Genomic DNA, 21,648 nt, shown 5'->3' on the forward strand with positions numbered 1-21,648 from the left:
GTATGTGCCCGAATCGCAACGCAGTCCGCCGGGATGCAGGGACGGTCGAATGCCGTGATGACTTTTACCACGGGCTGTTGAGCCCTAAAGCGCACAGGTCGTCGGTGAATCCCCGGAATCCCGCGGCAGGCTCCTCAAGGAGCCGATTTGGAGTTGACTTTCCCAGGTTTTTCCCGAATATGAGTGGGAGTGCGCAGGGCTTCTGCACCCAGGCTATTCGACGGTGTAGAATGACCTCTCCGGATTGAACCACGCGGATTGCAGGCAGTCGAACGGGATGACGTTACCCCACAATCGAGAGGAGAAGACAACACTGTGAAGGCACTAGGCTACGCATGCCCCGAGACGCTGGAGGAGGCGATAGCGCTCATGGCCGAATACGACGGCCGCGCGCGCCCTCTGGCCGGGGGAACCGACATCATCGTCCAAGTGAGGGAGGGCCATCGCGACCTGGACCTGATGGTGGATGTCAAGCGGATTCCCCAACTCAGACAACTGACTCACGATGCCGCGGAAGGACTGGTCCTGGGGGCCGCGGTCCCCTGCTGCGAATTCTACGAGCACGCCGAAATCGCATCCCTGTACCCGGGCCTCGTGGACGCCGCCGAGCTGGTGGGAGGAACGGCCATCCAGAGCCGCGCTTCCTTCGGCGGCAACCTCTGCAACTCCTCCCCGGCAGCGGACACCATTCCCGCCCTGATCGCCCACCGAGCCTCGTGCGTGATCGCCGGTCCCGGCGGCCAGCGCGAAGTCCCGGTGGAAGGCTTCTGCACCGCGCCCGGCCGCAATGTGCTGGGGCGGGGAGAGTTGCTGGTCTCCTTGCGGATCCCGACCCCTGGCCCGAACTCGGGAGCGCACTATCTCCGGTTCATCCCCCGCAACGAGATGGATATCGCCGTCGTCGGGGCGGGGTCGTCAGTCGTGCTGAATGACGCCGGCGACACCTTCGTCTCCGGCCGCGTGGGATTGGGCGCCGTGGCCCCCACCCCGTTGTTGGTGGAGGAAGCCGGCGAAATATTGTCGGGGAGTCCGGTCTCGGACGCCGTTATCGATGCGGCCGCCGCCGCGGCCGGCAGGGCGGCCCGCCCCATCAGCGACATGCGGGGAACCATCGAGCAGCGGATACACTTGTCCGGGGTCCTGACCCGCAGGACACTCGTGAAGGCCGTCGCCCGAGCCAGAGGAGAGTGAGATTCATGAGCGTGACAGCCGCCGATCAAAAACTACATATTCAGACCCGGATCAACGACGAAAACACCGAGTTCCTGTGCGAGCCGCGCCACAGCCTGTTGGAGGTTCTGCGCGACATTCTCCAACTGACCGGCAGCAAGGAAGGGTGCAACAACGGCAATTGCGGCGCCTGCAGCGTCATCCTGGACGGGCGCCTCGTCAACTCCTGCGTGGTCATGGCCGGCGAGGTTCAGGGCGCCGAGGTCACCACCATCGAGGGGTTGGCCTCGGAATCGGGCGAGCTGCACCCCTTGCAGCAGAAGTTCCTGGAACACGCCGCCCTCCAGTGCGGCGTCTGCACGCCCGGCTTCATCGTCGCCGCCAAAGCCCTTCTGGACCGGAATCCCGATCCTTCCGAACATGACGTTCGGCTTTGGCTGGCGGGAAATCTCTGCCGCTGCACAGGTTACGACAAGATCATTCGAGCCGTATTGGACACTGCCGGGCCGGCCAACGGCAACGGTTAACCGAGGGGGAGTCAAGACTGATGGCTACAGCAACCAAGACCGCACCGGAAACCCAGTCCGAATACAAGGTCATCGGCACCCGTCCCATCCGCCACGACGGAGTGGACAAGGTCACCGGAAGGGCCCAGTACGGCGCCGACGTGTACCTGACGGGCATGCTGCACGGCAACGTCCTGCGCAGCCCCCACGCCCACGCCAGGATCGTCTCCATCGACGCCGGCAAGGCGCTGGCGCTGCCCGGCGTGAAGGCGGTGGTCACGGGTCAGGACCTGCCCGATCCGGGAGACAAGATCGCCAACCTGGGGGAGGCCGCAGCGCCGCTGCGCCATCTCTCCCTCAACGTCCTGGCCCGGGACAAGGTTCTTTACCAGGGCCACGCCGTCGCCGCCGTGGCGGCCACCGATCCTCACCTGGCCGAGGAAGCCGCGGGCTTGATCGAGGTGGAATACGAACTGCTTCCCCCCGTGATGGACGTGATGGAGGCCATGAAGGAGGGGGCGCCGCTGCTGGATGAGAGCCTCCGCACCAAGTCCTTCGGGACCGTCGGAGACAAGCCGACCAACGTCGCGGACCATATCCACTTCGAGTTGGGTGACGTGGAGCAGGGGTTCGCCGAAGCGGACATCGTGGTGGAAAGGGAGTTCACCACCCAGACCGTGCACCAGGGATACATCGAACCCCACAACTGTACGGCCTTCTGGAACTCCGACGGCCAGCTCACCATCTGGCTGAGCACCCAGGGCTCCTTCACCAGCCGCGCCCAGACTTCCGAGATCCTGGGGGTCCCCATCTCCCAGGTGAAGGTCGTCCCCACCGAGATCGGCGGCGGCTTCGGCGGGAAGATCGCCACCTACCTGGAGCCGACGGCGGCGTTGTTGTCCAAGGCCACCGGCCGGCCGGTGAAGATCCTCATGACCCGGGAGGAAGTCCTGCAGGCGACCGGTCCGACGCCGGCTTCGTTCATGCGCGTCAAGATGGGCGCCAAGAAGGACGGAACCCTCACCGCCGGAAGCTTCTGGGCCGCCTTCGACGCCGGCGGATTTCCGGGATCGCCCATCGGCGCCGCCTGCATGTGCGTGTTCGCACCCTACAACCTTCCCAACGGCGTCATCGACGGCTTCGACGTGCTGGTCAACAAGCCCAAGTCATCCGCTTACCGGGCACCGGGAGCAACTCACGCCGAGTTCGCCTCGGAGACGGTAGTGGACGAGATCTGTGAAGAGTTGGGCATGGACCCCATCGAATTCCGCCTCAAGAACGCCTCCCAGGAAGGTGATCGGCGGGTCGACGGACCGGTCTGGCCGCGGATCGGATGCGTGGAAACGACCGAAGCCGCCCGCGAACACCCGCACTATTCGGCTCCTTTGGAAGGACCCAACCGGGGCCGCGGCGTGGCCAGCGGATTCTGGTTCAACGTGGGACTCAAATCCAGCGTCCACGCCAGCGTGAACCCCGACGGCCAGGTGAGCCTGGTGGAGGGCTCCACCGACATCGGCGGCACCCGGACCTCCGTGGCCATGCAGATGGCGGAGGTTCTGGGCATTCCGGCCGAGAGCGTCCGGCCCATCGTCGTGGACACGGACGCCGTCGGTTATACGGACGTGACCGGAGGCAGCCGGGTCACCTTCTCCACCGGCTATGCGGCGTACGAGGCGGGCAAGGACATTCAGAAGCAGATGATCGGCCGGGCTGGCGTCCTCTGGGAGATTTCCGCGGATCAGGTCGAGGCCGTCGACGGCGAATACCGGGCCACCGATGGATCGGGCCGCAGCATTTCATTCGCCGAGTTGGCCGCCAAAATGGACGAGACCGGCGGACCCATCGTGGGCCGGGCCACCGTCGATCCCAAGGGAGTGGGCGGCGCTTTCTGCACCCAGATCGCCGATGTGGAAGTGGACCCGGATACCGGGAAGATCGAGATCCTCCGTTTCACCGTGGTCCAGGATGCCGGACGGGCCATCCACCCGGCTTACGTCGAGGGCCAGATGCAGGGCGGAGCCGTCCAGGGCATCGGCTGGGCCCTGAACGAAGAGTACGTCTACAACGAACAGGGCCATCTCCTGAACGGCAGCTTTCTGGACTACCGGATGCCCACGAGCCTGGACCTCCCCATGATCGACACCAAGATCGTGGAGGTGCCGAATCCGGGACATCCCTTCGGCGTGCGGGGAGTCGGAGAGGTCCCCATCGTGCCTCCGCCGGCCGCTATCGCCAACGCCGTCTACCAGGCGACGGGTTTGAGGCTCAGGGACCTGCCCATGAGCCCGCCCAGGGTGTTGAACTCGATCCTGGAGAAAAAAGGAAACGGTTCCGGTTGAACCGCCGCCCGGCTCCGAGCCGGGGGCCGCACAAGAGCTCCATGCCGACAGCCTGGATTCCTCCGCCGATGCGAGAGTTCACGGATGGACGGGTGCAGGTCGAGGTTCGAGGACAGACCGTTCGGCAACTCATCGATCAGTTGGACCAGGAATACCCTGGTATCGGGGAGCGTCTCCGCGAGGGCGATCGGCTGCGCAGCGGCGTCGCGGTTTCCATCGACGGCGTGATTTCGCCCGAAGGCCTTCGAGCCCGCCTGGAGCCCGGCAGCGAAGTCCATTTTCTGCCCGCCATCGCCGGAGGAAACCGGAGGAGGACGTAGCGCCATGGGGCTGAGGGTTCTGAGCCGCGTCATGCTCATCCTCTATTCCGCCGCCACCGTCCTTCAGTACAACGATCCCGACCTCTATTTCTGGATGCCGGTTTATGGTTTGGCGGCGATCTGGTCCTGGATGCATTGGACGGGGAGGAGGCTCCCCCAGCCCTGGGTGGAGCTCTTCGCGGGCGCGTGCCTCGTGTCTGCGCTCTACGTGGGCCGCACACTCCCCGAAGGAACCTTGAACTACCGCCAGGAGGAACTCAGCGAGTCGGGCGGCCTCCTGGTCACCGCCGTCTGGTCCCTGGTCCTGGCGAGGCGCCAGCGAATGGCGAGAAAAGGACGGGCGGCATCGTCATGAATCTTCCCGAAGCGGCGGTCGTCATTTATGGAGCCCTGGTGACCCTGGGAGGGCTGATCGGGTATCTCAAGGCCCGCAGCCTGCCTTCCCTCGTCCTGGGCGTTCTCTTTGGTGCGGCTCTCATTCTCTCGGCGCTGTTCGCCGGCGGCGACAGCGGGATCCCGGCCGACCTGCCGCTATGGCTGGTTCTGGGACTGACCCTACTGTCCCTCTATCGCCTGAATGCGACGCGGCGCTTCATGCCGGCCGGACTTCTGGTCCTCCTCGGGGCCGTCGTCGCCGTCATCCTGTTGGCAGCCAAGTAACCTTTCAGCGCCCGGAACGTGTGACCATGATGAATTCCCTGCCCCTGATCCTGCTGCTGGCCCTCGGCTCTCCCTCGTCAGAAGTCGAGAAGGGAGTATTGACCAAGATCCAGGTCCTGCTTCGCCAAGGAACCGAAGTCAGCTTCTCCCAACTCCAGAACGATCCTCATTTTGACAGCGAGGAGAAGGAGTTCATCGGAAGGCTGTTCGAAATCCTGTTCCGGATCCCGGCTTTGGTCAAGAGCGAACTGGATCGGACCGGCGAGCCCCCGACGCGGGCTCAGATCGGAGAACAGTTCGCCGTCGGCGTCCAGTCCATCGAGCTGTTGCTCACCGTCATGGAAATCGACCGCCGGGTTCCCAAGATGTTCGACCGGGACCAGGCCGGAGAGATCACCAAAGTTCACCGGCCGGGAGTGGCGGCCTTTTTGCAGCGTCACGGCAACCCGGTCCGCGTCACCGGGTGGGAAGGAAAACCCGCACCCGGCTTCGATTTGCTGACCCTGGAAGGCAAGAAGCTGTCCAGCGAAAGCCTGAGAGGGTCCAACGCCCTGCTCTATTTCTGGTTCACCGGCTGCCCGCCCTGCTCCCGCATCTCGCCCATCCTGGAATCGCTCCACCAGCGGTACGAAGACGATCAACTCCGGGTGGTGGGCCTGAATGCCGACCGGATCCTGGAGTTGACGGTGAACGACCGGGAACGCATCGAATACCTGAAAAAGCACGGAGTCTCCTTTCCCAACGTCCACCTGACCCCGGCGGCCCAAGAGGCCTTCGGAAACGTCAACGTCTTCCCCACTCTCTTTCTCCTGGATTCGTCCGGAACGGTGGTCCGGCGCCTGATCAACTACCAGAGTCAGGAGACCATGGACCAGGTGGTCTCCGAACTGGTGGGACGCTGATGCCGGCCGGCGAGCGGCGGCGGCATTCCCAGGCGGCCCCACCCGCATCAGGCATGGAATGAAGCTCTTTCGGGAAATCGGCCTCGCTTCCGCCGTCTTCCTGGTGGTGGGAAACATCGTCGGAACGGGCATCTACACCACCTCCGGACTCATCGCCCAGGAGATCGGGAATTCTTCGTGGCTCGTGGGAATCTGGGTGGCCGGCGGCCTGCTGTCCCTGACCGGAGCCCTCTGCTACGCCCAGTTGGGGGCCCGGACCCCCAAGGCCGGAGGAGAGTTCGCCTTCCTCTACCCGGTCTACGGCCCCCTGCCCGCATTCCTCTCCGGCTGGGCTTCCCTGATCATCGGATTCTCGGGCCCCGTGGCCGCCGCTTCGCTGGGACTCGCCATCTACCTGGAACCCTACCTGCCCCTCGCATCGGGACCTCTGGGGAACCAGGCGGTGGCGACCCTGGTTCTCCTGGCGGTCACCACCCTGCTCACCGTGGGGCTCAGGTTCGGAACCCGACTCCATTCCACGGTGACTCTCCTGAACCTGGGACTGCTGGCCGGGTTCACCTGCCTGGTGCTTTTCAATACCCTGAAGGCTGGCGTCCTCCACGAGTTGAATCCGGCCGGCGCCTGGGATCCGGAGACGCTGGTCCCCGTGGCTTCGGCTCTGGTCCTGGTCATGTTCTCCTACAGCGGCTGGAACGCCGCGGCCTACATCGCCGAAGAGATTCGGGACCCGGCCCGCAATCTCCCCAGGTCCCTGTTGCTGGGGACGGTGCTGGTCACCATCCTCTACGTCGGGGTCAATCTCGCCTACCTGACGGCGCTTCCCCTCGACCGGCTGCAGGGGGAGGTGGCCGTCGCCCAGTTGGCCGCCGCGGCCGTGGTGCCGTCGGGGGAATGGATCGTGACGCTACTGATTCTGGTCTCGATCCTGAGTTCCGTCACCGCCATGTCCATCGCCGGTCCACGAATCTACTTCGCCATGTCCCGGGAACGGCTCTTTCCCTCCTGGTTGGGCGAAGTGCATCTGCGGAAGAAGATCCCCCTGAAGGCCATCTGGTTCCAGAGCGGCATCGCTCTGGCTCTGGTCTGGATGGGGACCTTGAGGCAGATCCTGCTGTTTTCGGGATTCGTGGTCATCCTCTTCTCGGCAGTGACGGTCTCGGCGCTGCTCCGATTGCCTGTCGACGCCGGCTCGAGCCGCGGAGCCTGGATCTTGCAGCGGTTTCTGCCCTGGGTCTTCGTCTTGACGAGTCTCACCATCCTGGCCAGCGTGGCACTCTCCCATCCTGGAGAATCCCTGGCCGGCGTGGCCACGGTCTGCGCCGGGCTGCCCGTCTACTACTACTACCGGCGGCGCGTCGGATCCGGGGCGTGATTATTCCTGGACCTTCCCGGTCATGGGGACGAAACGGACGGCGAGCACGTCCTGGCGGCGGATCTTGCCCTCCTCCTTCATCAACAGGAGCAGCTTTTGCACGGTTCCCGGATCACCCACGGGAATGACCAGGCGCCCTCCCTCGGCCAATTGCTGCTGAAGGGGCTCGGGAACCCGGCCGGCGGCGGCCGTCACCAGGATGACGTCGAAGGGAGCCGCCTCGGGCCACCCCAGATAGCCGTCGCCCGCCCGGGCGTGAACGTTTTCGTAACCGAGCCGCTTGAGCAGGGCCCCCGACCGGCGGGCCAGCTCGGGGACGATCTCGATGGTGTAGACCTGATCCACCAACTCCGCCAGGACGGCCGCCTGGTATCCGGACCCGGTCCCGATTTCCAGAGCTCGGGCGCCCTCTCTCGGATCCGCCAACTGGGTCATCAGAGCCACGATGTAGGGCTGGGAAATGGTCTGTCCCAGGCCGATGGGCAGCGGGTGATCCTCGTATGCATATTTCTTCACGCGCTGGGGGACGAACTCGTGCCTGGGAACCTTGCCCATGGCCTCCAGGACACGACGGTCCCAGATGTCTCGCGCGCGGAGTTGGGTGGACACCATCTCCCGGCGGAGGCGTGGGTAGTCGGCGGCCGCGGCCGCAAAATCTCCAGAGTCGCGGGAACCGCAGGCCGCGGCGGCGAGCGGGAGCAGAAGAACAGCCAGGAGCAGCAGAATTCCCCCGGTCCGGGTCCGCAGAGCAGAAAAGGCGAGACCGAAGGTGGGCACCATCATGCGGAATCTCTCCGACTCGAACTGGACACGGACCGAGTCAGAACCGACTATCGGAAGAGTCTATCCCAGGAGCGTGGGCTACGGAAAATTTGCGGGATGATTTGAATCGCCCTTCCGCTCGTCTCTCAAAAGGAGTACTTGAGCGCGACCTCGATCTCGCGGGAGCGATGGGCCCCGAAGATCTTTCCGAAGAGCGAGGTCCCGACGACGGCGTTGGGCTGGCGGAAGTTGACCTGGTTGAAGGCGTTGAAGAGTTCCACGCGAAGCTCCACGAGATCTCCGTTGACCAACCGGGTCTGCTTGATCAGGCTGATGTCCCAAGCATGATATCCGGGACGCCTCAGGATGTTCCTTCCCGAATTGCCGAAGGAGTAGGGCGCCGGCTCGGCGAAGTCGTCCACCGGGAACCACATGTCCACCGAGGAGTCGAACCGGTCGCCCGGCGTCATGGCAATTCGATCCGCCCGGTCTCCTCCGAGTCCATCGTTATTCCCGTCGCCCGGCACGAAAACGCTGAAGGGCGTCCCGTCCTGGATTCGGGTGATGCCCGAGAGCCGCCAGCCGTCCACCAGTTGTAGCAGCGGGTTGCGTCCCTCGGCACCCAGCGTCCGCTCCCTTCCCGGCGGCAGGTCGATGATGTAGTTCAAGGAGAACTGGCGAATGGGGATCCCCCGGGCGGAAGCTCGTTCGGCCTTCAGATTTCGCGGGTTCGAAGGTTCGCGGCGATAGCGGTCGTCCAGTGAACGGTGGAACGTAAAGGCGGAACGGAGAGACATGCCGTCGCTCAGACGGCGCTCCGCCGACAAAATCATCCGGTGGCTGCTCCCGGATGATGCGCCGGTCAAGATCCGAAACCGGCCGAAATCAGGGTTCGGCCGCCGTGACTGGATCGGACCGGGCGCCGGGAGCGGTATGTTTCCCGGGAGGACCCGGCTCCACCCGGTCCTCTTGTTTCCATAGTAGGAGGCCCGCAGTTGCCACACCTCCTGGAAGTCGTTCTCGAGAATCAACGTCCAGGCCTGCACGTAAGGCGTTCTCAGTCCGGTCTCGATCCCGCGGACCACCAGTTCGGGAGGCGCCACGTTCTCGAAGGGGTTCGCCAGATCCAGATCGGGACTGTCCACGGGGGATTGGGCGCTTTCCGTGTAGTAGAAAGGATAGTTCTTCCCCAGATAGCGGCTGAAACTACTGCTCCCCACCACCGAATAGTAGAGGGAGTACGAGGCCCGGAACACCAATCTGTTGGTCCTGAAAGGCCGGTAGGACAAACCGATCCGGGGGGCCCAGTCGTTGCGGTCGGGGAACACCATTCCGCCCCGTCCCGCCCTCTCCAGGCCCAGGGACCGGGCTTCGAAGCTGTCGGCAACGACGATCCGGCCCGAGGCCGGGGGCTCGAACAGGAGCGGAAAGAAACCGGAGATGGTATCGGTGTTCGACCGGTAAGGAGAAGCGTAATGGTAGGCAACGCCCCCTGTCAGCGCCAAAATCGGACTCAACCGCCAGCGGTCCCGGATATAAGCCTGCCACTGGTTGCGCCGCAAGTCCGTCCTGTCCGATCCCACCGTCCGCGAGGCCACACTGGGCAGACCCAGAACGAAATCCGCAAACCCGTCACCGGTGTAGAACCCGCTGAATTCGAATTCGCCGCGGCCGCGGCCTTCGATGTGCGTGTCGTTGACCTGGCGTTGGGTCAGGCTCGTTCCCATGGTCAGGGTGTGATCCCCCAGCGCCGTGGTGGTGGAGAACGAACCGGAGTACCGGTTGCTGAGCCACTTGTAAGGAGATGATGAATCCCCGAAGGAAGCGTAACCCGTGACTTCGAAATCCGGATATCCTTCGGTCAGGGCGTCGGGAGCGGCCAGGCCCGAAATCCCCACCGAATCCAGCAAACCCACCTGGCCGGAGTTGGGAGACACGCTCAGGCTCAGGTAGCGGTTGTATCCTATGGAGCCTTCGGTGACCCAGCGGGTCCCCAAGGTCCGGTTGTGGGAGAGGCTCACGGATTGGCTGCGGAGCGTCCGATCCCAGCCGAAGGCGGGAAGCGGATGAACCAACTTCCCGTCACCGTCGGTCAGCTCGTACTGGAGATAGCTACTGGCATCGTCGTCGCCGGTATAGTCGACGCGAAAGAGGTAGGTATCCCGGTTGGTCACCCGGGGCTGGTTGTTGACGAAGTTCCGGTCGGGGTCCGGGCTATTGGGGTCGGGAATGACCCGGAATAGATTCCTGGCGACCGGATGCAGCCGGCTCCGGGGAATTTGATTTCCCGGAAACGGCTCTCCCGTCAGCGGATCGACGATGGGGGCCTCGAGGCTGCTGAAATCGCCCTGCTTCATCTCCGGCGCCGGCACATGCGAGAGCAGAGTCGAACCCTTGATGATGCGCAGGCTCTGGAGACTTCCGAAGAGTTGGATCTTGTCTCCGACCCGGGCGCCCAGTCTGGCTCCGAACTCGTTCCTCTTGTACTCGGGAAGCGGTTTCCCTCCGGGATCGAAGAAGTTTCGGGCGTCGAGGTTGTCGTTCCGGTGAAACCAGTACACCGAGCCGTTCAGTCTCCCGGCCTGTTTCGCCGGAAACGGGTTGATCATCTCCGATAGCGAGGGGGCCGGAGTCGAGGCGGCCGTTTCGCGAGCCAGTCCGACCTGGTAGTCGCGGATCTGATCCAGGGCGCTCTTCCCGGAACGTCCGCCACTCTCCTGGGAGGCGGCTTCGGCCTTCTTGGGCTCGGCCCGGGCCGAACCCTGATGCCAGAGGCCGATCACGAGCCCGAAGACGAGCATCGATTTCAAGAGGCGGGAAACACTGGTGCCCATCCAGATTCGGTGATGCGCGTTCCTCTGGCGGAACGAAGGATCAGCAGAGCGATGGGGTGGGATCACAACACGAGCGCCCCTTCCACCAACATGTCGGAAACCGAGAAATTGACGCGCAACCGGCGGTAAACCGACGGGATGTTGACCTCGAAGTTGACTTCCTTCTGGTCCGGCGAGACGACCGGGTCACCATCGATCCGGCGGGGAAAGACAAACTTGGCCCCCACCGCCTCCTCCCGGGGGGCAAAGTAGGCGGCCAGTTCGACCCGCGGAAAGCTCTCGGTGGCCAGATACGCCCGGTCTCTCATGGTCTCCAGGGTCTGGGAATCGAAGAAACGCTTCACTCTGAGTTCCATGTTGGGGTTGTTGGACCGGAAACTGATGGTGACCACGATCCAACGGCTCACGTCCATATTCAGGCCGGGGGCAATGCCGGCATCGAGATGGCTCTTTGCCGCCGGGGTCATCTCGTCGTAGCCGTTCTGAATCTGTTGAATGCGGGCATAGGCCCGGCGAATGGGCGGGGCCGAAAGCAGCCGCACGAAGAAGGAATTGAAGATCTCCTTCTCCCCGTGAATCCCGCTGCCGACGCCTCCTACGACCCGGGTATAGGTCTGCTTTCGGGCCCAGGGAGACCGGTTCAGAATCCGGGTGGCTTCAGCCAGCGTCCAATTGGAAAAATTTCTTTGCAGAATCTGCTGCGGGTCCGGGACGGCGGCGCCCACCGACAGGAAGAGCGACAAGATCAGACCCGTTCGCAGCAGCAATGGAACTCCTCGAAAGATTCCGGCCAATCCCCTCGTTCAGGAACTCACACTCCGCCGGACCGCGCCTGTCACACCCGGCGACGGCTTGCAAAAATTTTAACACAGGGGACTGCGCGGTCCGGCTGGCCGGACGGAAAGAGGAGCGAATCACTACGGGAGCCCGGTGCCCCGTCAGGTTCCCGACGAACCGATGGTTTCGGGCTTGTAGCCTCCCCGCGAGCGGAAATAGCCGATCAGGACCAGGTAGCAGGCCAGCATGACGAGGGGAAGCACGGCGATCCTGGCCAGCGTTCCCTGCTTGGAAACCACCACAACCTCGCCGACGCGCTCCCGGTTCTCCTGGTCGAGACTTCCCAGAGCGGCCTGATCCAAGGCGTTGTACCGGCCCAGAAGCCCCAGCTTCTCGGTCATGACCCGGGCATGCAGGGCCTGGTCTTCCTGTTTCATCAGGCGATCGAACGCCTGGTCCTGAAAGGTGCCGATGAGGGGTCCGCCCAGGACCCCCACCGCCAGCATCCCGACCCCGGCGATGGCGTTCAGGGTCAAGGCCCCGCCGCGGGGAAAGGACTCGCTCACGACTCCCAGGGTCGCCGGCCAGAAGAAGGTCTTGCCCACGCCGTAGAGCGTGGCGGCCAGGAAAATCACGGAGGCGGCCTGGCCGGCGGAAGACAACCAGAAAAGGCCGGCGGCGGCGATGAGGGCCGAAACGGCCAGAAGGCCCAAGGGGGAGATGCGGTGGATGATGGGGCCCGCGAAGAAGCGGAGGACGAACATGATGAGGGACGTGTAGATCAGGACCAGGGCGCCGGCGTCGGGACTGGCCAACACGGAACTCATCAGGTCGGCGATCCAACTGTCGGTTCCCAGTTCGGTCGTCGCCAGGGGCATCATGATCAGCAGCAGGAAGACGAACATGGGCCGTCCCAACGAGCGGACGAAGTAGACGAACGCGGCCGTCGGCGCCACCACCAGCACCACCTTCATCCAGGGCTCGAGCGCGCTCTGGTGGACCAGCAGGATCTGGTCCAGTCCCTGCACCAGCAGATAGCAGACAATCAGGCAGCTCGCCGCGCCGAATTCCCGGAGCATGTCCAGGTAGGGGACGCCGGCGGCCACCCGCTCCTGAACGGGAAACTTCCGGCCCAGCAACAGGAACCCGTAAAGGACGGTGGGAATCACTACCAGGCCCACTTTCCATTGCCACAGGCTGCCGGAAAGTCCTCCCAGCGTGTCCCCCGTTCCCAGGGTCATGGCCAGGAGGCCGCCCAGGACCAGGCCTCCGGGCCAGCCGGCGTGGAGCACGCTCAGGTAGTGCGTTTTCTGCTTGTCGTAGATGGTGGCCACCACGGGATTGATCACCGCTTCGACGATCCCGTTGGAAAGGGCGAACAGGAAGGTGCCCAAGTACAGAGTCGAGAAGTCTTCGGCGAAGATGGTGATCACGGCCGACGCCAGGTGACCCGCGAAGGCGAGCACCATGGAGACTCCGTAACCGATCCGGTCCACAACCAGACTGAAGAGAATGATGGAGATGGCGAAGGGATAGAGGCCCGCTCCCACCAGGTACCCGATCTGCTCTCCGCTGAGATTGAACTGGGCCCGCCAGTCATCCAGGATCATGGCCCGCACGACGAATCCGAACGCGGTGGCCACCAGCGCAAAGAAACATCCCAGAAACAGCCTTCGCCCACCGCTTCCATTCGACATGAATCCACCTCTCTTCTGTTGAACCGGAACCGGATCCGGTCCCGCCGCACCCGGAAATTTTGAGGGACGCCCCGCCGAGAGTCAATCGACTCGGCAAGCCACGGAGGGCGCCCGCAAGGGGTGCCCCAATGCGCCGGCGGCTGGAAAGCCGCCGCTCCACCTTGGTAGGATTTCGGCGGCAAGACCACGCGAGATGGAGACCACCTGCGTCATTCTCTGCGGCGGACACGGTAGGCGCATGGGCTCCTCCCGGCACCACAAGGTCTGTTTCCCCATCGCCGGAGTCCCCGCCATCGTCCGCATCATCGACACTCTCAAGTCCGCCGGACTGAAGCATTTTCTCCTGGTCGTGGGCCAACGGGCCGTCGACGTCATGGAAACGGTGACCCGGGTCCACCCCGATGTCTCCTTCGCATACCAACCCGAAGCGCTGGGGACAGGGCACGCGGCCAGGTGCGCCGCCCGGGTCCTGCGCGACCGGCGTGCCGGCGGCGACGTCCTGATCACCATGGGAGACAAGGTCATCGAGGCCCAGGTGGTGCGGGACCTGATGGAACGCCACCGGTCGGAAGCCGCTGACCTGACGCTCGCGGCTCTCCCCAAGGAGACGGAAAGCAGCGCCGGCCGGATCCTGCTGAACTCGGAATCGAGACCCCTGGCCGTGGTCGAGGTGGCCGACATCCACCGCTCGTCGGAGACCGGGATCCCCATCACGGTCGCGGGCAAGGAATTGTCCGCCGCCGGGATCGAGTCCGGAAGCCGATTGCTCAACACCTCCCTCTATCTCTTCAGAGGAGAATCCCTCCACTCCTCCCTGGCGGCCCTCGCGGCCGACAACGCCCAGCAGGAACTCTACCTGACGGACACGGTGGAGCAGGTTTCCGCCAACGGAGGCGCCACTTCGGTGCTGGAGGTGGCCGACCCACAGGATCTCATGGGGTTCAACACCCCGGAGGAGTTGCTCCGGATCGAGGAGGCGCTGGGCCGGCGCAAGCCTCTTGGCGGGGGTCCCGCGGAGCCTCTCCCGCAGATCGACCCGAGCCGTCTGAAACCGGCCGGCGAGTGGTTGGAGATCCTGAACCGGAAGCCCCCGTCCCTGCTGCGGTCTCTCTCGCGGGTATACGGCTCCGGCGGAGTCCTCCTGGAACCGCGCATTCGCGCCTGCCGCCGCCTGGTGGAACGTTTCGTCGAGAGCCACGGCGCGGCGCGCCCCATGGTGCTGGCGCGAGCTCCGGGACGTCTCAACCTCATGGGACGGCACGTGGACCACCGGGGCGGGTACGTGAACACCATGGCCATCAACCGGGAGATCCTGTTGGCCGCCTCTCCCCGGGCGGACGACAGCGTCACTCTTCGGCACCTCTCTTCGGACGAATTTCCCGAAAGGACCTTTCGCATCCGCGATCTGTTGCCCGACACCGACTGGCTGGCCTGGATGGACTTCATCAGTTCCTACACCGTCAACCAGTTTCTCAGCGTCTCACGGGGAGATTGGAGCAACTACGCCCGGGCCGCCGTGCTGCGACTCCAGCACGCCTACCCTCACCGCAGGTTGCGGGGAATGGACTGCGTCGTCTGGGGGGACATCCCCCTGGGCGCCGGCCTCTCCAGCAGCTCGGCTCTGGTGGTGGCCATGGCGGAGGCGTCGGTGGCCCTCAACCAACTGGCTCTGAGCACCCGGCAATTCGTGGATCTGTGCGGCGAGGGGGAATGGTTCGTCGGGTCCCGCGGCGGAATCGCCGACCAGGCCGCCATCCGCGGCGGGGAGAAGGACAAGGTCAGCAAGATCGGGTTCTTTCCGTTCCGGATCGAAGAGACCATCGACCTGCCCCGGGAGCTGTCGGTCATCATCGCCAACAGCCGGACCGCCGTATCCAAGAGCCACGAGGCCCGGCACACCTTCAATCACCGGGTGGCCTGCTACGACCTGGCGGAGATGTTGCTGCGCGAGCACGCTTCCTTCCTGGGAGCCATGAATCACCTCAGGGACCTGGACCCCGCCAAGCTGGGCCTGTCTCAGGCCGAGATCTACCGCCTGCTGAAACAGTTGCCCCAGCAGACCGGCCGCCGCGGCATTTTAAAGCAGTTGCCGGACCAGACCGAACGAGTCGGGGAGATCTTCTCGACTCACGACGACCTGGGGAAATATCCCCTGAGGGGGGTCGCTCTCTTCGGCGTCACCGAGTGCCGGCGCAGCGACCGGTTCTCCCGGCTCCTGAAGGACCGCCGGTTCGCCCGGATCGGAGAGATGATGCGGGTCAGCCACGACGGCGACCGCATCGTCCGGCATGACCAGGACCGGCCCCGTCCTCATTCCACCGCCTGCGGCGACCTGCAGTTGGACCGCCTGATCCGGGACTCCTTCTCCCCGGATCCCGCCAGGAGAGACCGCGCCCGCCTCTGGATGCAGCCGGGCAGCTATGCCTGCTCCACGCCCAAAATCGATCGGATCGTGGATCTGTCCTGTGCCCAACCGGGGGTCGTGGGGGCTCAACTTTCAGGTGCGGGCCTGGGGGGCTGCGCCATGATCCTGGTCCGAAGCGCGGCGGTCGAGCGCACACTGAAACATCTGACCCGTGCCTGGCATGAAGCCCAGGGCCTGGAGGTCGATGCCTATGTCTGCCGGCCGGTGGCGGGAAGCGGACTCATCGACTGCCGGTGAACGGCGGGAGGAAGACGGGAAGACATGGTACCCACCCGCTTTGAAGGACGAGACGTTCGGACCGGGCGATCCATCTCCGTGGCCGTGACGGGTGAGACCATCGCCGATGTTCGGACCGGGAATCGCGCCGGGTCCGGACCCTGGATCGCTCCGGCCCTGTTGGACATCCAGCTCAACGGCTTCGGCGGTTACGGGTTCAATGAAGCGGAGACCGCGCCGGAATCGGTGGCGAGGGTGGTCCGAAGTCAGTGGAGGGCCGGGATCGGCGCCTTCCTGCCGACCGTCACCACGCACTCCCAGGACAGGATGCTCCATTCCCTGAGGGCCATCACGGCCGCTTGCCGGGACCCCGGCACCCGCCGCTCGATCCTGGGAATCCACGTGGAGGGTCCCCACATCTCACGGCTGGACGGCCCCAGGGGAGCCCACCCGCTGAAACATGTCCGGCTGCCCTCGTGGGATGAATTCCTCCGGATGCAGGAAGCCGCCGAAGGCGGAATCCTCCTGGTGACGCTGGCGCCGGAGCTGGAGGGGGCCATCCCCTTCATCGAGCGATTGGCGGAAGCAGGGGTCGTGGTCGCCGTCGGTCACACCAACGCCTCGGCGCACGATCTGGACTCCGCCATCAGGGCCGGCGCCCGTCTCTCGACCCACCTGGGAAACGGAGCCCACTCATTGCTTCCGCGGCATCCCAACTACATCTGGGAGCAACTGTCCAGAGACCGGCTCGACTGCAGCGTCATCGCCGACGGGCATCACCTCCCCGCCTCGGTTCTCAAGTGCATTCTGCGGTGCAAGGGAGTGGAGCGCATCATCCTCATCAGCGACGCCGTCACCCCCGCCGGACTCCCCCCCGGCACCTACCCGGCGGCGGGAGGAGCGGTGGAGGTGGCCGCCAACGGCCGGATCTCCCTGGCCGGAACGCCATATCTGGCCGGGGCCGGGGCCCACTTGTGCCAGGGCGTCTCCAACCTGGTCCGCATGGGCGTGGCCTCCCGTCAGGACGCCCTTCGGATGGCGAGCCTGAATCCCGCCCGCCTCCTGGCTCGGGACGACCGTATGGGAGCCCTGGAAGCGGGAAAGCTGGCCCACCTGATTCAGTTCTCATGGACGGAGGAAGGGATCCGGGTCCATCGAACGGTACTCGGCGGTCAGGTGGTCTTCGACGACGGCGCCGCCTGAGCCCCGGCGACGATCTCCAGCAGTTCCTCGCCGTAGCGGCCGATCTTCGCCGGACCCAGTCCCTTGATGCTCTCCAGCTCCGCCAGCCGGTGGGGCCGGGCGGCGGCCAGAAGCTTCAACGTGGCGTCGTGAAGCACGGTGTAGGGGGGAATCCGAGCCTCGCGCGCCCGGTTCGTCCTCCACGTTCTCAGTTCCTCGAAAATGGCTTCATCGTAGGTCAGGTCGTCGGTCACGGGCGCCGCCGCCCGGGCCTTGGGCTTGGCCCGCTTTCGGGGCGGAACAGGCCAGGAGAGCTCCACCGGGTCCTGGCGCAACATGACGCGTCGGCCCCGGGGCGTGATGGAGACCACGGGGTACTCACCGGAAGAGACGCGGACGCACCCGTCCCGAATCAGCTCCTCCAGGATGGCCCGCAGGTAGGTTTGCCCGTGGCTCTTGAGCAGACCGTGGGTCGAGAGCCGGTCAAGACCGCGGTCCATGATCTCCTGCGCTTTCGATCCCCTCAGCACCTGGAGCACCTTGGCCAGTCCGAACCGGCCCTGCATGCGGGCCACGCAGCTCAGGGCCTTCTGCAGAACGACCCACTCCTCTTCCGTCGGTTCCCGGATCTCACCCGTCGAGAAGCGGCGGCAGCGATCGCAGTTGTCGCACTCGGCGGCCGCCTCCCGGTCGCCGAAGTAGCCCAGGATGTAGCCGTGCCGACAGCGCGTCGAATTGACATAGCCGAGGATGTCCCTCAATTTCCTCCGGTCGCGGCGGCGCTTCTCCACCAGATAGGAGGCCTCCCGGTCCAGGCGGACACGGCCGGCGTCCTGCAACAGGGAGATGGCGATCTGCCCACCCGGGGCCGGCTCCTGCCGGATCAGCTCGCTCCGCTCCAGCAGGGAGAAGAGGGTCCGAATCGACAAGTCGCTGGCTTCAGACGAGATTTCCCGGGTCCATGCCGTGAACGGCTGGACTCGCGGTTCTTCCCGGGAACAGGTTCTCCGCAGCACTCTCCAGGTCCGCTCCAGGAGAAAGGGCTCCGGATTGGCGGCATCCAGAAAAAACTCCTGGGTCCGCACGTCGGCGTAGTTGTAGAGAAGCTCGCAAAGCGCCGGCGACCCGTCCCGGCCGGCCCGTCCGATCTCCTGGTAGTAGGCTTCGACGCTGCCCGGCAGGTCCCAATGCACCACGAAGCGAAGATCGGTCCGGTCCACGCCCATGCCGAACGCGTTGGTGGCCACCACGACCGGAACGTCCTTCCCCATGAACCGATCCTGGACGGCCTGGCGCTCCTGGTCCGGCAAGCCCGCGTGATAGAGGCTCGTCTTCCTCCCGGCGTCCCGCAGCAGGGAATGGACCCGTTCCGTCTGTTTCCGGGTCGCGCAGTAGACGATTCCGGACTCCCATTCGTCCAGGATCTCGATCACCCGGTCCAACTTGGCCTGGTGGTTCGCCGTCCGCGTGACCATCAGCCGGAGGTTGGGCCGTTCCAGGCCGAAGACCAGAAGCCGGGCCTCGGAACGGCCTTCCTGTCCCAGTCCGAGTTGTTTCAGAATGTCCTCCCGAACGTAAGGCGTGGCCGTGGCGGTCAGGGCCATCACCCGGGCCTGGGGGAACCGGGTCAGGACCGGAGCCAGGCGCAGGTACTCGGGACGGAAGTCGTGTCCCCAGTGGCTGATGCAGTGGGCCTCGTCCACCGCCATCAGGGAGACCTGCCGATTCTGAAGGACTTCCATGAAACGCCGGTTCCGGAAGCGTTCCGGAGCCACGTAGACCAGCTTGTACGACCCCCTTTCCAACTCCCGGATGCGGTGGTCCATTTCCTGCCAGGAAAGGGAGGAGTTGATGAAGGTGGCGGGCAGGTTCCGGGCCACGAGTCCGTCCACCTGGTCCTTCATGAGAGCGATCAAGGGCGAGACCACCACCGTGACCCCCTCCAGCAACATGGCGGTCAACTGGTAGCAGAGGGATTTTCCCTTCCCCGTCGGCATGATCACGATGGAATCGTCGCCGTTCAGGGTGTGGCGTATGGTCTCTTCCTGCCCCGGAAGAAAGGAGGGGAAGCCGAAATGCTCCTTCAGCGCCGCCCGCAGGTCAGGCGGAGATATGGGTGAGTTGGCCTCCATGGAGCACAAATCGGAACAGCCCCCTGTGGTGAGGTCTTAACAGTCCGTGGTGAAAGTCCCGCGAGCACCGAGACCGTTCCTGCGCCCGCCGGACAAGGCGCGATTCGGGTGCATACCGGGAGTATGTGCCCGAATCGCAACGCAGTCCGCCGGGATGCAGGGACGGTCGAATGCCGCGACGACTTTTGCCACGGGCTGATAACGGTTCAACCTTACAAGAAAGGGCTGGCGAGGGCATGATGCCAACTGCGGCTCCCGCGCCGGGTTCGTCCCGACTCGGAGCCCCGGAGGGATTCAGAGTCCCATCAGCGGCTTGAGATACCGGGCGCTCCGGGCCGCCGCCTCTTCCACCGGCATGACCCCGGCGAAGGCCTGGTGGACGGTCACATAGCCTCCATACCCGATGGCGTCGAGGCCGCGGAAGACCTCCTCGAAATCGACGCCTCCTTCTTCCCAGAGTCCGATGTGGTCCACGGCGACGCCGCCGCGTCCCCAGGTCTCGACCACCGTCACCCCCGTGGGAGTCAGGAGATGGTTCTGAACATAGACGTTCATGATCCAGGGTTCGAGGCGGCGGATGGTCTCGGCCCCGTAGTCCTCGCCGGCGATGAACCAGTTGGCCGGTTCGTAGATGATGCCGAAATTGGAGCGGCCGACCCGCTTGAGGGTGTCCAGAGCCCCCTGGACCGTCTCGAACAGGCTGGCGCAATGCGCCTGGTGGGCAAGCCGGATCCCCCGCTCCCGGGCCTCGTCCGAGGCGCGGGCGGCCCATTCGATATCCTCTTCCTTCTTCATGCAGATCCGGATCAGATCGGATCCCAGCGCCTCGGTCAGGTCCAGGTAGGGGGTGATGTTCCGGAGTCCCTTGGGCCCCTGCTCATCGTTTCGGGGAACCGCGAAATCGCCGGTGACCATGGAGACGGTCAGACCCGCCTGGGCGATGGAGCGGGCGGCTGCCCGGACTCTCTCCGGCGGCGAATGGGTGCCCACCTGGGAGGCTCTCATGCAGATCGCCTCATATCCGTGCTCCTGAGCCAGGCCGATGATCTGGTCCAGGGTCAGGTCCGCCCTTTCCTTGGAGCTGAAGGATTCGGCCACGCGTGCCGAGAGGGAAAGCTTCATGGTGTCCTCGCTGTTCGATTTGGAATCGGAAGGCTCCTCAGCCGCGGGACGGCAACCGCTCAGAAGACCTGCGGCGCCCAGTCCCAGGATGCGCCCCAGCAACTGCCGCCGAGTCGGCGACGCCACTTGGCTCCACGCGCCTTCAGTTGCGCTCATCGGCTGAGGCTCACCTTGACGCGCCGGCCTGAGCGGCGGGTCCGGTCTCCAACCAGTCGTTCGGCGATCTGGACGGCGTTGAGGGCCGCCCCCTTGCGGATCTGATCCCCGCAGACGAACAGGTCCAGCCCGTGGACTCCGTTCTTCCCCGACCGGCTGATGTCGGAGCGAATCCGGCCCACGAAGACATCGTCCCGGCCCGATGCGTCCAGGGGCGTCGGAAATCGGTTGCCGGTCCGGTCGTCCAGAATCGAGACTCCGGGAGCGTTTTCCAGCAGACTCCTGGCCTGTTCCGCATCGAGGGCCTCCTCGAGCTCCAGGTTGATGCTCTCGGCATGGGCGCGCATGACCGGAACCCGGACACAGGTGGCGGTGATGGCCACCGAGGAGTCGCCCCAGATCTTGTGGGACTCCCGAACCATCTTCGTCTCCTCCGTGTTGTACCCCTCGGGGCCGATTGCCGAGTCGTGGCTGAAGAGGTTGAAGGCGTACTGCTGCCGGAAGATCTCACACTTGGGGGCCCGGCCGGACAGCACTTCCCGGGTCTGCTGCTCCAGTTCGGCCATGGCGGCGGCTCCGGCGCCGCTGGCGGCCTGGTAGGTGCTCACCACGATGCGCCGCACCCCGACGGCCCGGTGTATGGGAGTCACCGGGACGATCATGATGATGGTCGAGCAGTTGGGGTTGGCGATGATGCCGCCATTGCCCAACTGCACGCCCTCCAAGGCTTTGGGGTTGACCTCCGGGACCACCAGCGGAATCCCCGGAGTCATGCGAAAGGCCGAGCTGTTGTCGACGACGGTGGCGCCGGCCTCGGCGGCCAGAGGAGCGAACTTCCGGCTGATGGACGCGCCGGCGCTGAACAGGGCCAGTTCCAAGCCCCGGAAGCTGTCCTCCGTCAGTTCCTCGACGGTGTGGGGAATTCCTTGGAATTCAATGGTCTTGCCCGCGCTGCGGCGGCTGGCGAGAAGCTTGAGCCGGCCCACGGGAAAACGCCGCTCGGCCAGGAGGCGGACAAATTCCTGCCCGACGGCTCCGGTCGCACCTACGATGGCTACGTTCAAATCGCCCGACAC

The 21,648-nt window shown here is 64.9% G+C and carries 17 protein-coding genes; 10 read left to right on the forward strand and 7 right to left on the reverse strand.

Annotated elements, in window-relative coordinates:
• Positions 1-315 precede the first annotated feature (315 nt).
• From OXT71_03570 to OXT71_03605, 8 genes are all read left to right on the forward strand, one after another.
• Positions 316-1,191, forward strand: a complete 876-nt coding sequence (locus tag OXT71_03570) for a xanthine dehydrogenase family protein subunit M (GenBank protein MDE2925457.1) — start codon at positions 316-318, stop codon at positions 1,189-1,191.
• A 5-nt stretch (positions 1,192-1,196) separates the two neighbouring features.
• The gene (locus OXT71_03575) at positions 1,197-1,697 is read left to right on the forward strand and encodes a (2Fe-2S)-binding protein (GenBank protein MDE2925458.1); all 501 of its coding nucleotides are present in this window, start codon (positions 1,197-1,199) and stop codon (positions 1,695-1,697) included.
• Positions 1,698-1,717: 20 nt separating this feature from the next.
• Entirely contained in the window at positions 1,718-4,015 is a 2,298-nt protein-coding gene (locus OXT71_03580) for a xanthine dehydrogenase family protein molybdopterin-binding subunit (GenBank protein ID MDE2925459.1), read from the forward strand.
• Between the two features lie 68 nt (positions 4,016-4,083).
• Complete coding sequence (locus OXT71_03585) at positions 4,084-4,335, forward strand: MoaD/ThiS family protein (GenBank protein ID MDE2925460.1); 252 nt, start codon at positions 4,084-4,086, stop codon at positions 4,333-4,335.
• 4 nt (positions 4,336-4,339) lie between these two features.
• Positions 4,340-4,690, forward strand: coding sequence for a hypothetical protein (locus OXT71_03590; protein MDE2925461.1), 351 nt, complete (start codon positions 4,340-4,342; stop codon positions 4,688-4,690).
• A complete protein-coding gene (locus tag OXT71_03595) occupies positions 4,687-4,995 on the forward strand; it encodes a TMEM14 family protein (GenBank protein MDE2925462.1) in 309 nt (102 codons plus the stop codon). Before OXT71_03590 ends, OXT71_03595 begins: the two co-directional genes overlap by 4 nt.
• A 26-nt stretch (positions 4,996-5,021) precedes the next feature.
• Complete coding sequence (locus OXT71_03600) at positions 5,022-5,897, forward strand: TlpA disulfide reductase family protein (protein MDE2925463.1); 876 nt, start codon at positions 5,022-5,024, stop codon at positions 5,895-5,897.
• 58 nt (positions 5,898-5,955) lie between these two features.
• Positions 5,956-7,269, forward strand: coding sequence for an amino acid permease (locus OXT71_03605; GenBank protein MDE2925464.1), 1,314 nt, complete (start codon positions 5,956-5,958; stop codon positions 7,267-7,269).
• Here OXT71_03605 and OXT71_03610 read toward each other — a convergent pair whose 3' ends face one another.
• The 4 genes from OXT71_03610 to OXT71_03625 form a co-directional block, all read right to left on the reverse strand.
• Complete coding sequence (locus tag OXT71_03610) at positions 7,270-8,052, reverse strand: protein-L-isoaspartate(D-aspartate) O-methyltransferase (protein MDE2925465.1); 783 nt, start codon at positions 8,050-8,052, stop codon at positions 7,270-7,272.
• 125 nt (positions 8,053-8,177) lie between these two features.
• The gene (locus OXT71_03615) at positions 8,178-10,865 is read right to left on the reverse strand and encodes a hypothetical protein (protein MDE2925466.1); all 2,688 of its coding nucleotides are present in this window, start codon (positions 10,863-10,865) and stop codon (positions 8,178-8,180) included.
• Between the two features lie 62 nt (positions 10,866-10,927).
• On the reverse strand, positions 10,928-11,632 hold the full coding sequence (locus OXT71_03620) for a hypothetical protein (GenBank protein MDE2925467.1): 705 nt from the start codon (positions 11,630-11,632) through the stop codon (positions 10,928-10,930).
• A 171-nt stretch (positions 11,633-11,803) separates the two neighbouring features.
• Positions 11,804-13,339 (reverse strand): MFS transporter, encoded by a 1,536-nt coding sequence (locus tag OXT71_03625; protein ID MDE2925468.1) that lies wholly within the window; start codon positions 13,337-13,339, stop codon positions 11,804-11,806.
• Positions 13,340-13,532: 193 nt separating this feature from the next.
• Here OXT71_03625 and OXT71_03630 point away from each other — a divergent pair, with 193 nt between their 5' ends.
• Complete coding sequence (locus tag OXT71_03630) at positions 13,533-16,001, forward strand: NTP transferase domain-containing protein (GenBank protein ID MDE2925469.1); 2,469 nt, start codon at positions 13,533-13,535, stop codon at positions 15,999-16,001.
• Positions 16,002-16,025: 24 nt separating this feature from the next.
• On the forward strand, positions 16,026-17,183 hold the full coding sequence (locus OXT71_03635) for an amidohydrolase family protein (GenBank protein ID MDE2925470.1): 1,158 nt from the start codon (positions 16,026-16,028) through the stop codon (positions 17,181-17,183).
• Here OXT71_03635 and OXT71_03640 read toward each other — a convergent pair.
• The 3 genes from OXT71_03640 to OXT71_03650 all read right to left on the reverse strand — a co-directional run bounded on the left by OXT71_03640 (position 17,153) and on the right by OXT71_03650 (position 21,648).
• On the reverse strand, positions 17,153-19,294 hold the full coding sequence (locus OXT71_03640) for a RecQ family ATP-dependent DNA helicase (protein ID MDE2925471.1): 2,142 nt from the start codon (positions 19,292-19,294) through the stop codon (positions 17,153-17,155). The two genes, OXT71_03635 and OXT71_03640, sit on opposite strands and share 31 nt — an antisense overlap.
• Positions 19,295-19,588: 294 nt before the next feature.
• Positions 19,589-20,572: a sugar phosphate isomerase/epimerase gene (locus OXT71_03645; protein MDE2925472.1), complete on the reverse strand. Its 984-nt coding sequence runs from the start codon at positions 20,570-20,572 to the stop codon at positions 19,589-19,591.
• Positions 20,569-21,648: an aspartate-semialdehyde dehydrogenase gene (locus OXT71_03650; protein ID MDE2925473.1), complete on the reverse strand. Its 1,080-nt coding sequence runs from the start codon at positions 21,646-21,648 to the stop codon at positions 20,569-20,571. Before OXT71_03650 ends, OXT71_03645 begins: the two co-directional genes overlap by 4 nt.

This window comes from Acidobacteriota bacterium, from assembly GCA_028874215.1.
GTDB lineage: Bacteria > Acidobacteriota > UBA6911 > RPQK01 > JAJDTT01 > JAJDTT01.

Bases quoted from the DNA above. Each gene is read 5' to 3' on its own strand.
- OXT71_03595 (MDE2925462.1), top strand. From the start codon at position 4,687: ATGAATCTTCCCGAAGCGGCGGTCGTCATTTATGGAGCCCTGGTGACC.
- OXT71_03580 (MDE2925459.1), top strand. From the start codon at position 1,718: ATGGCTACAGCAACCAAGACCGCACCGGAAACCCAGTCCGAATACAAG.
- OXT71_03600 (MDE2925463.1), top strand. From the start codon at position 5,022: ATGATGAATTCCCTGCCCCTGATCCTGCTGCTGGCCCTCGGCTCTCCC.
- OXT71_03585 (MDE2925460.1), top strand. From the start codon at position 4,084: ATGCGAGAGTTCACGGATGGACGGGTGCAGGTCGAGGTTCGAGGACAG.
- OXT71_03635 (MDE2925470.1), top strand. From the start codon at position 16,026: ATGGTACCCACCCGCTTTGAAGGACGAGACGTTCGGACCGGGCGATCC.
- OXT71_03615 (MDE2925466.1), bottom strand. From the start codon at position 10,865: ATGGGCACCAGTGTTTCCCGCCTCTTGAAATCGATGCTCGTCTTCGGG.
- OXT71_03575 (MDE2925458.1), top strand. From the start codon at position 1,197: ATGAGCGTGACAGCCGCCGATCAAAAACTACATATTCAGACCCGGATC.
- OXT71_03605 (MDE2925464.1), top strand. From the start codon at position 5,956: ATGAAGCTCTTTCGGGAAATCGGCCTCGCTTCCGCCGTCTTCCTGGTG.
- OXT71_03630 (MDE2925469.1), top strand. From the start codon at position 13,533: ATGGAGACCACCTGCGTCATTCTCTGCGGCGGACACGGTAGGCGCATG.
- OXT71_03625 (MDE2925468.1), bottom strand. From the start codon at position 13,339: ATGTCGAATGGAAGCGGTGGGCGAAGGCTGTTTCTGGGATGTTTCTTT.
- OXT71_03640 (MDE2925471.1), bottom strand. From the start codon at position 19,294: ATGGAGGCCAACTCACCCATATCTCCGCCTGACCTGCGGGCGGCGCTG.
- OXT71_03610 (MDE2925465.1), bottom strand. From the start codon at position 8,052: ATGATGGTGCCCACCTTCGGTCTCGCCTTTTCTGCTCTGCGGACCCGG.
- OXT71_03590 (MDE2925461.1), top strand. From the start codon at position 4,340: ATGGGGCTGAGGGTTCTGAGCCGCGTCATGCTCATCCTCTATTCCGCC.
- OXT71_03645 (MDE2925472.1), bottom strand. From the start codon at position 20,572: ATGAGCGCAACTGAAGGCGCGTGGAGCCAAGTGGCGTCGCCGACTCGG.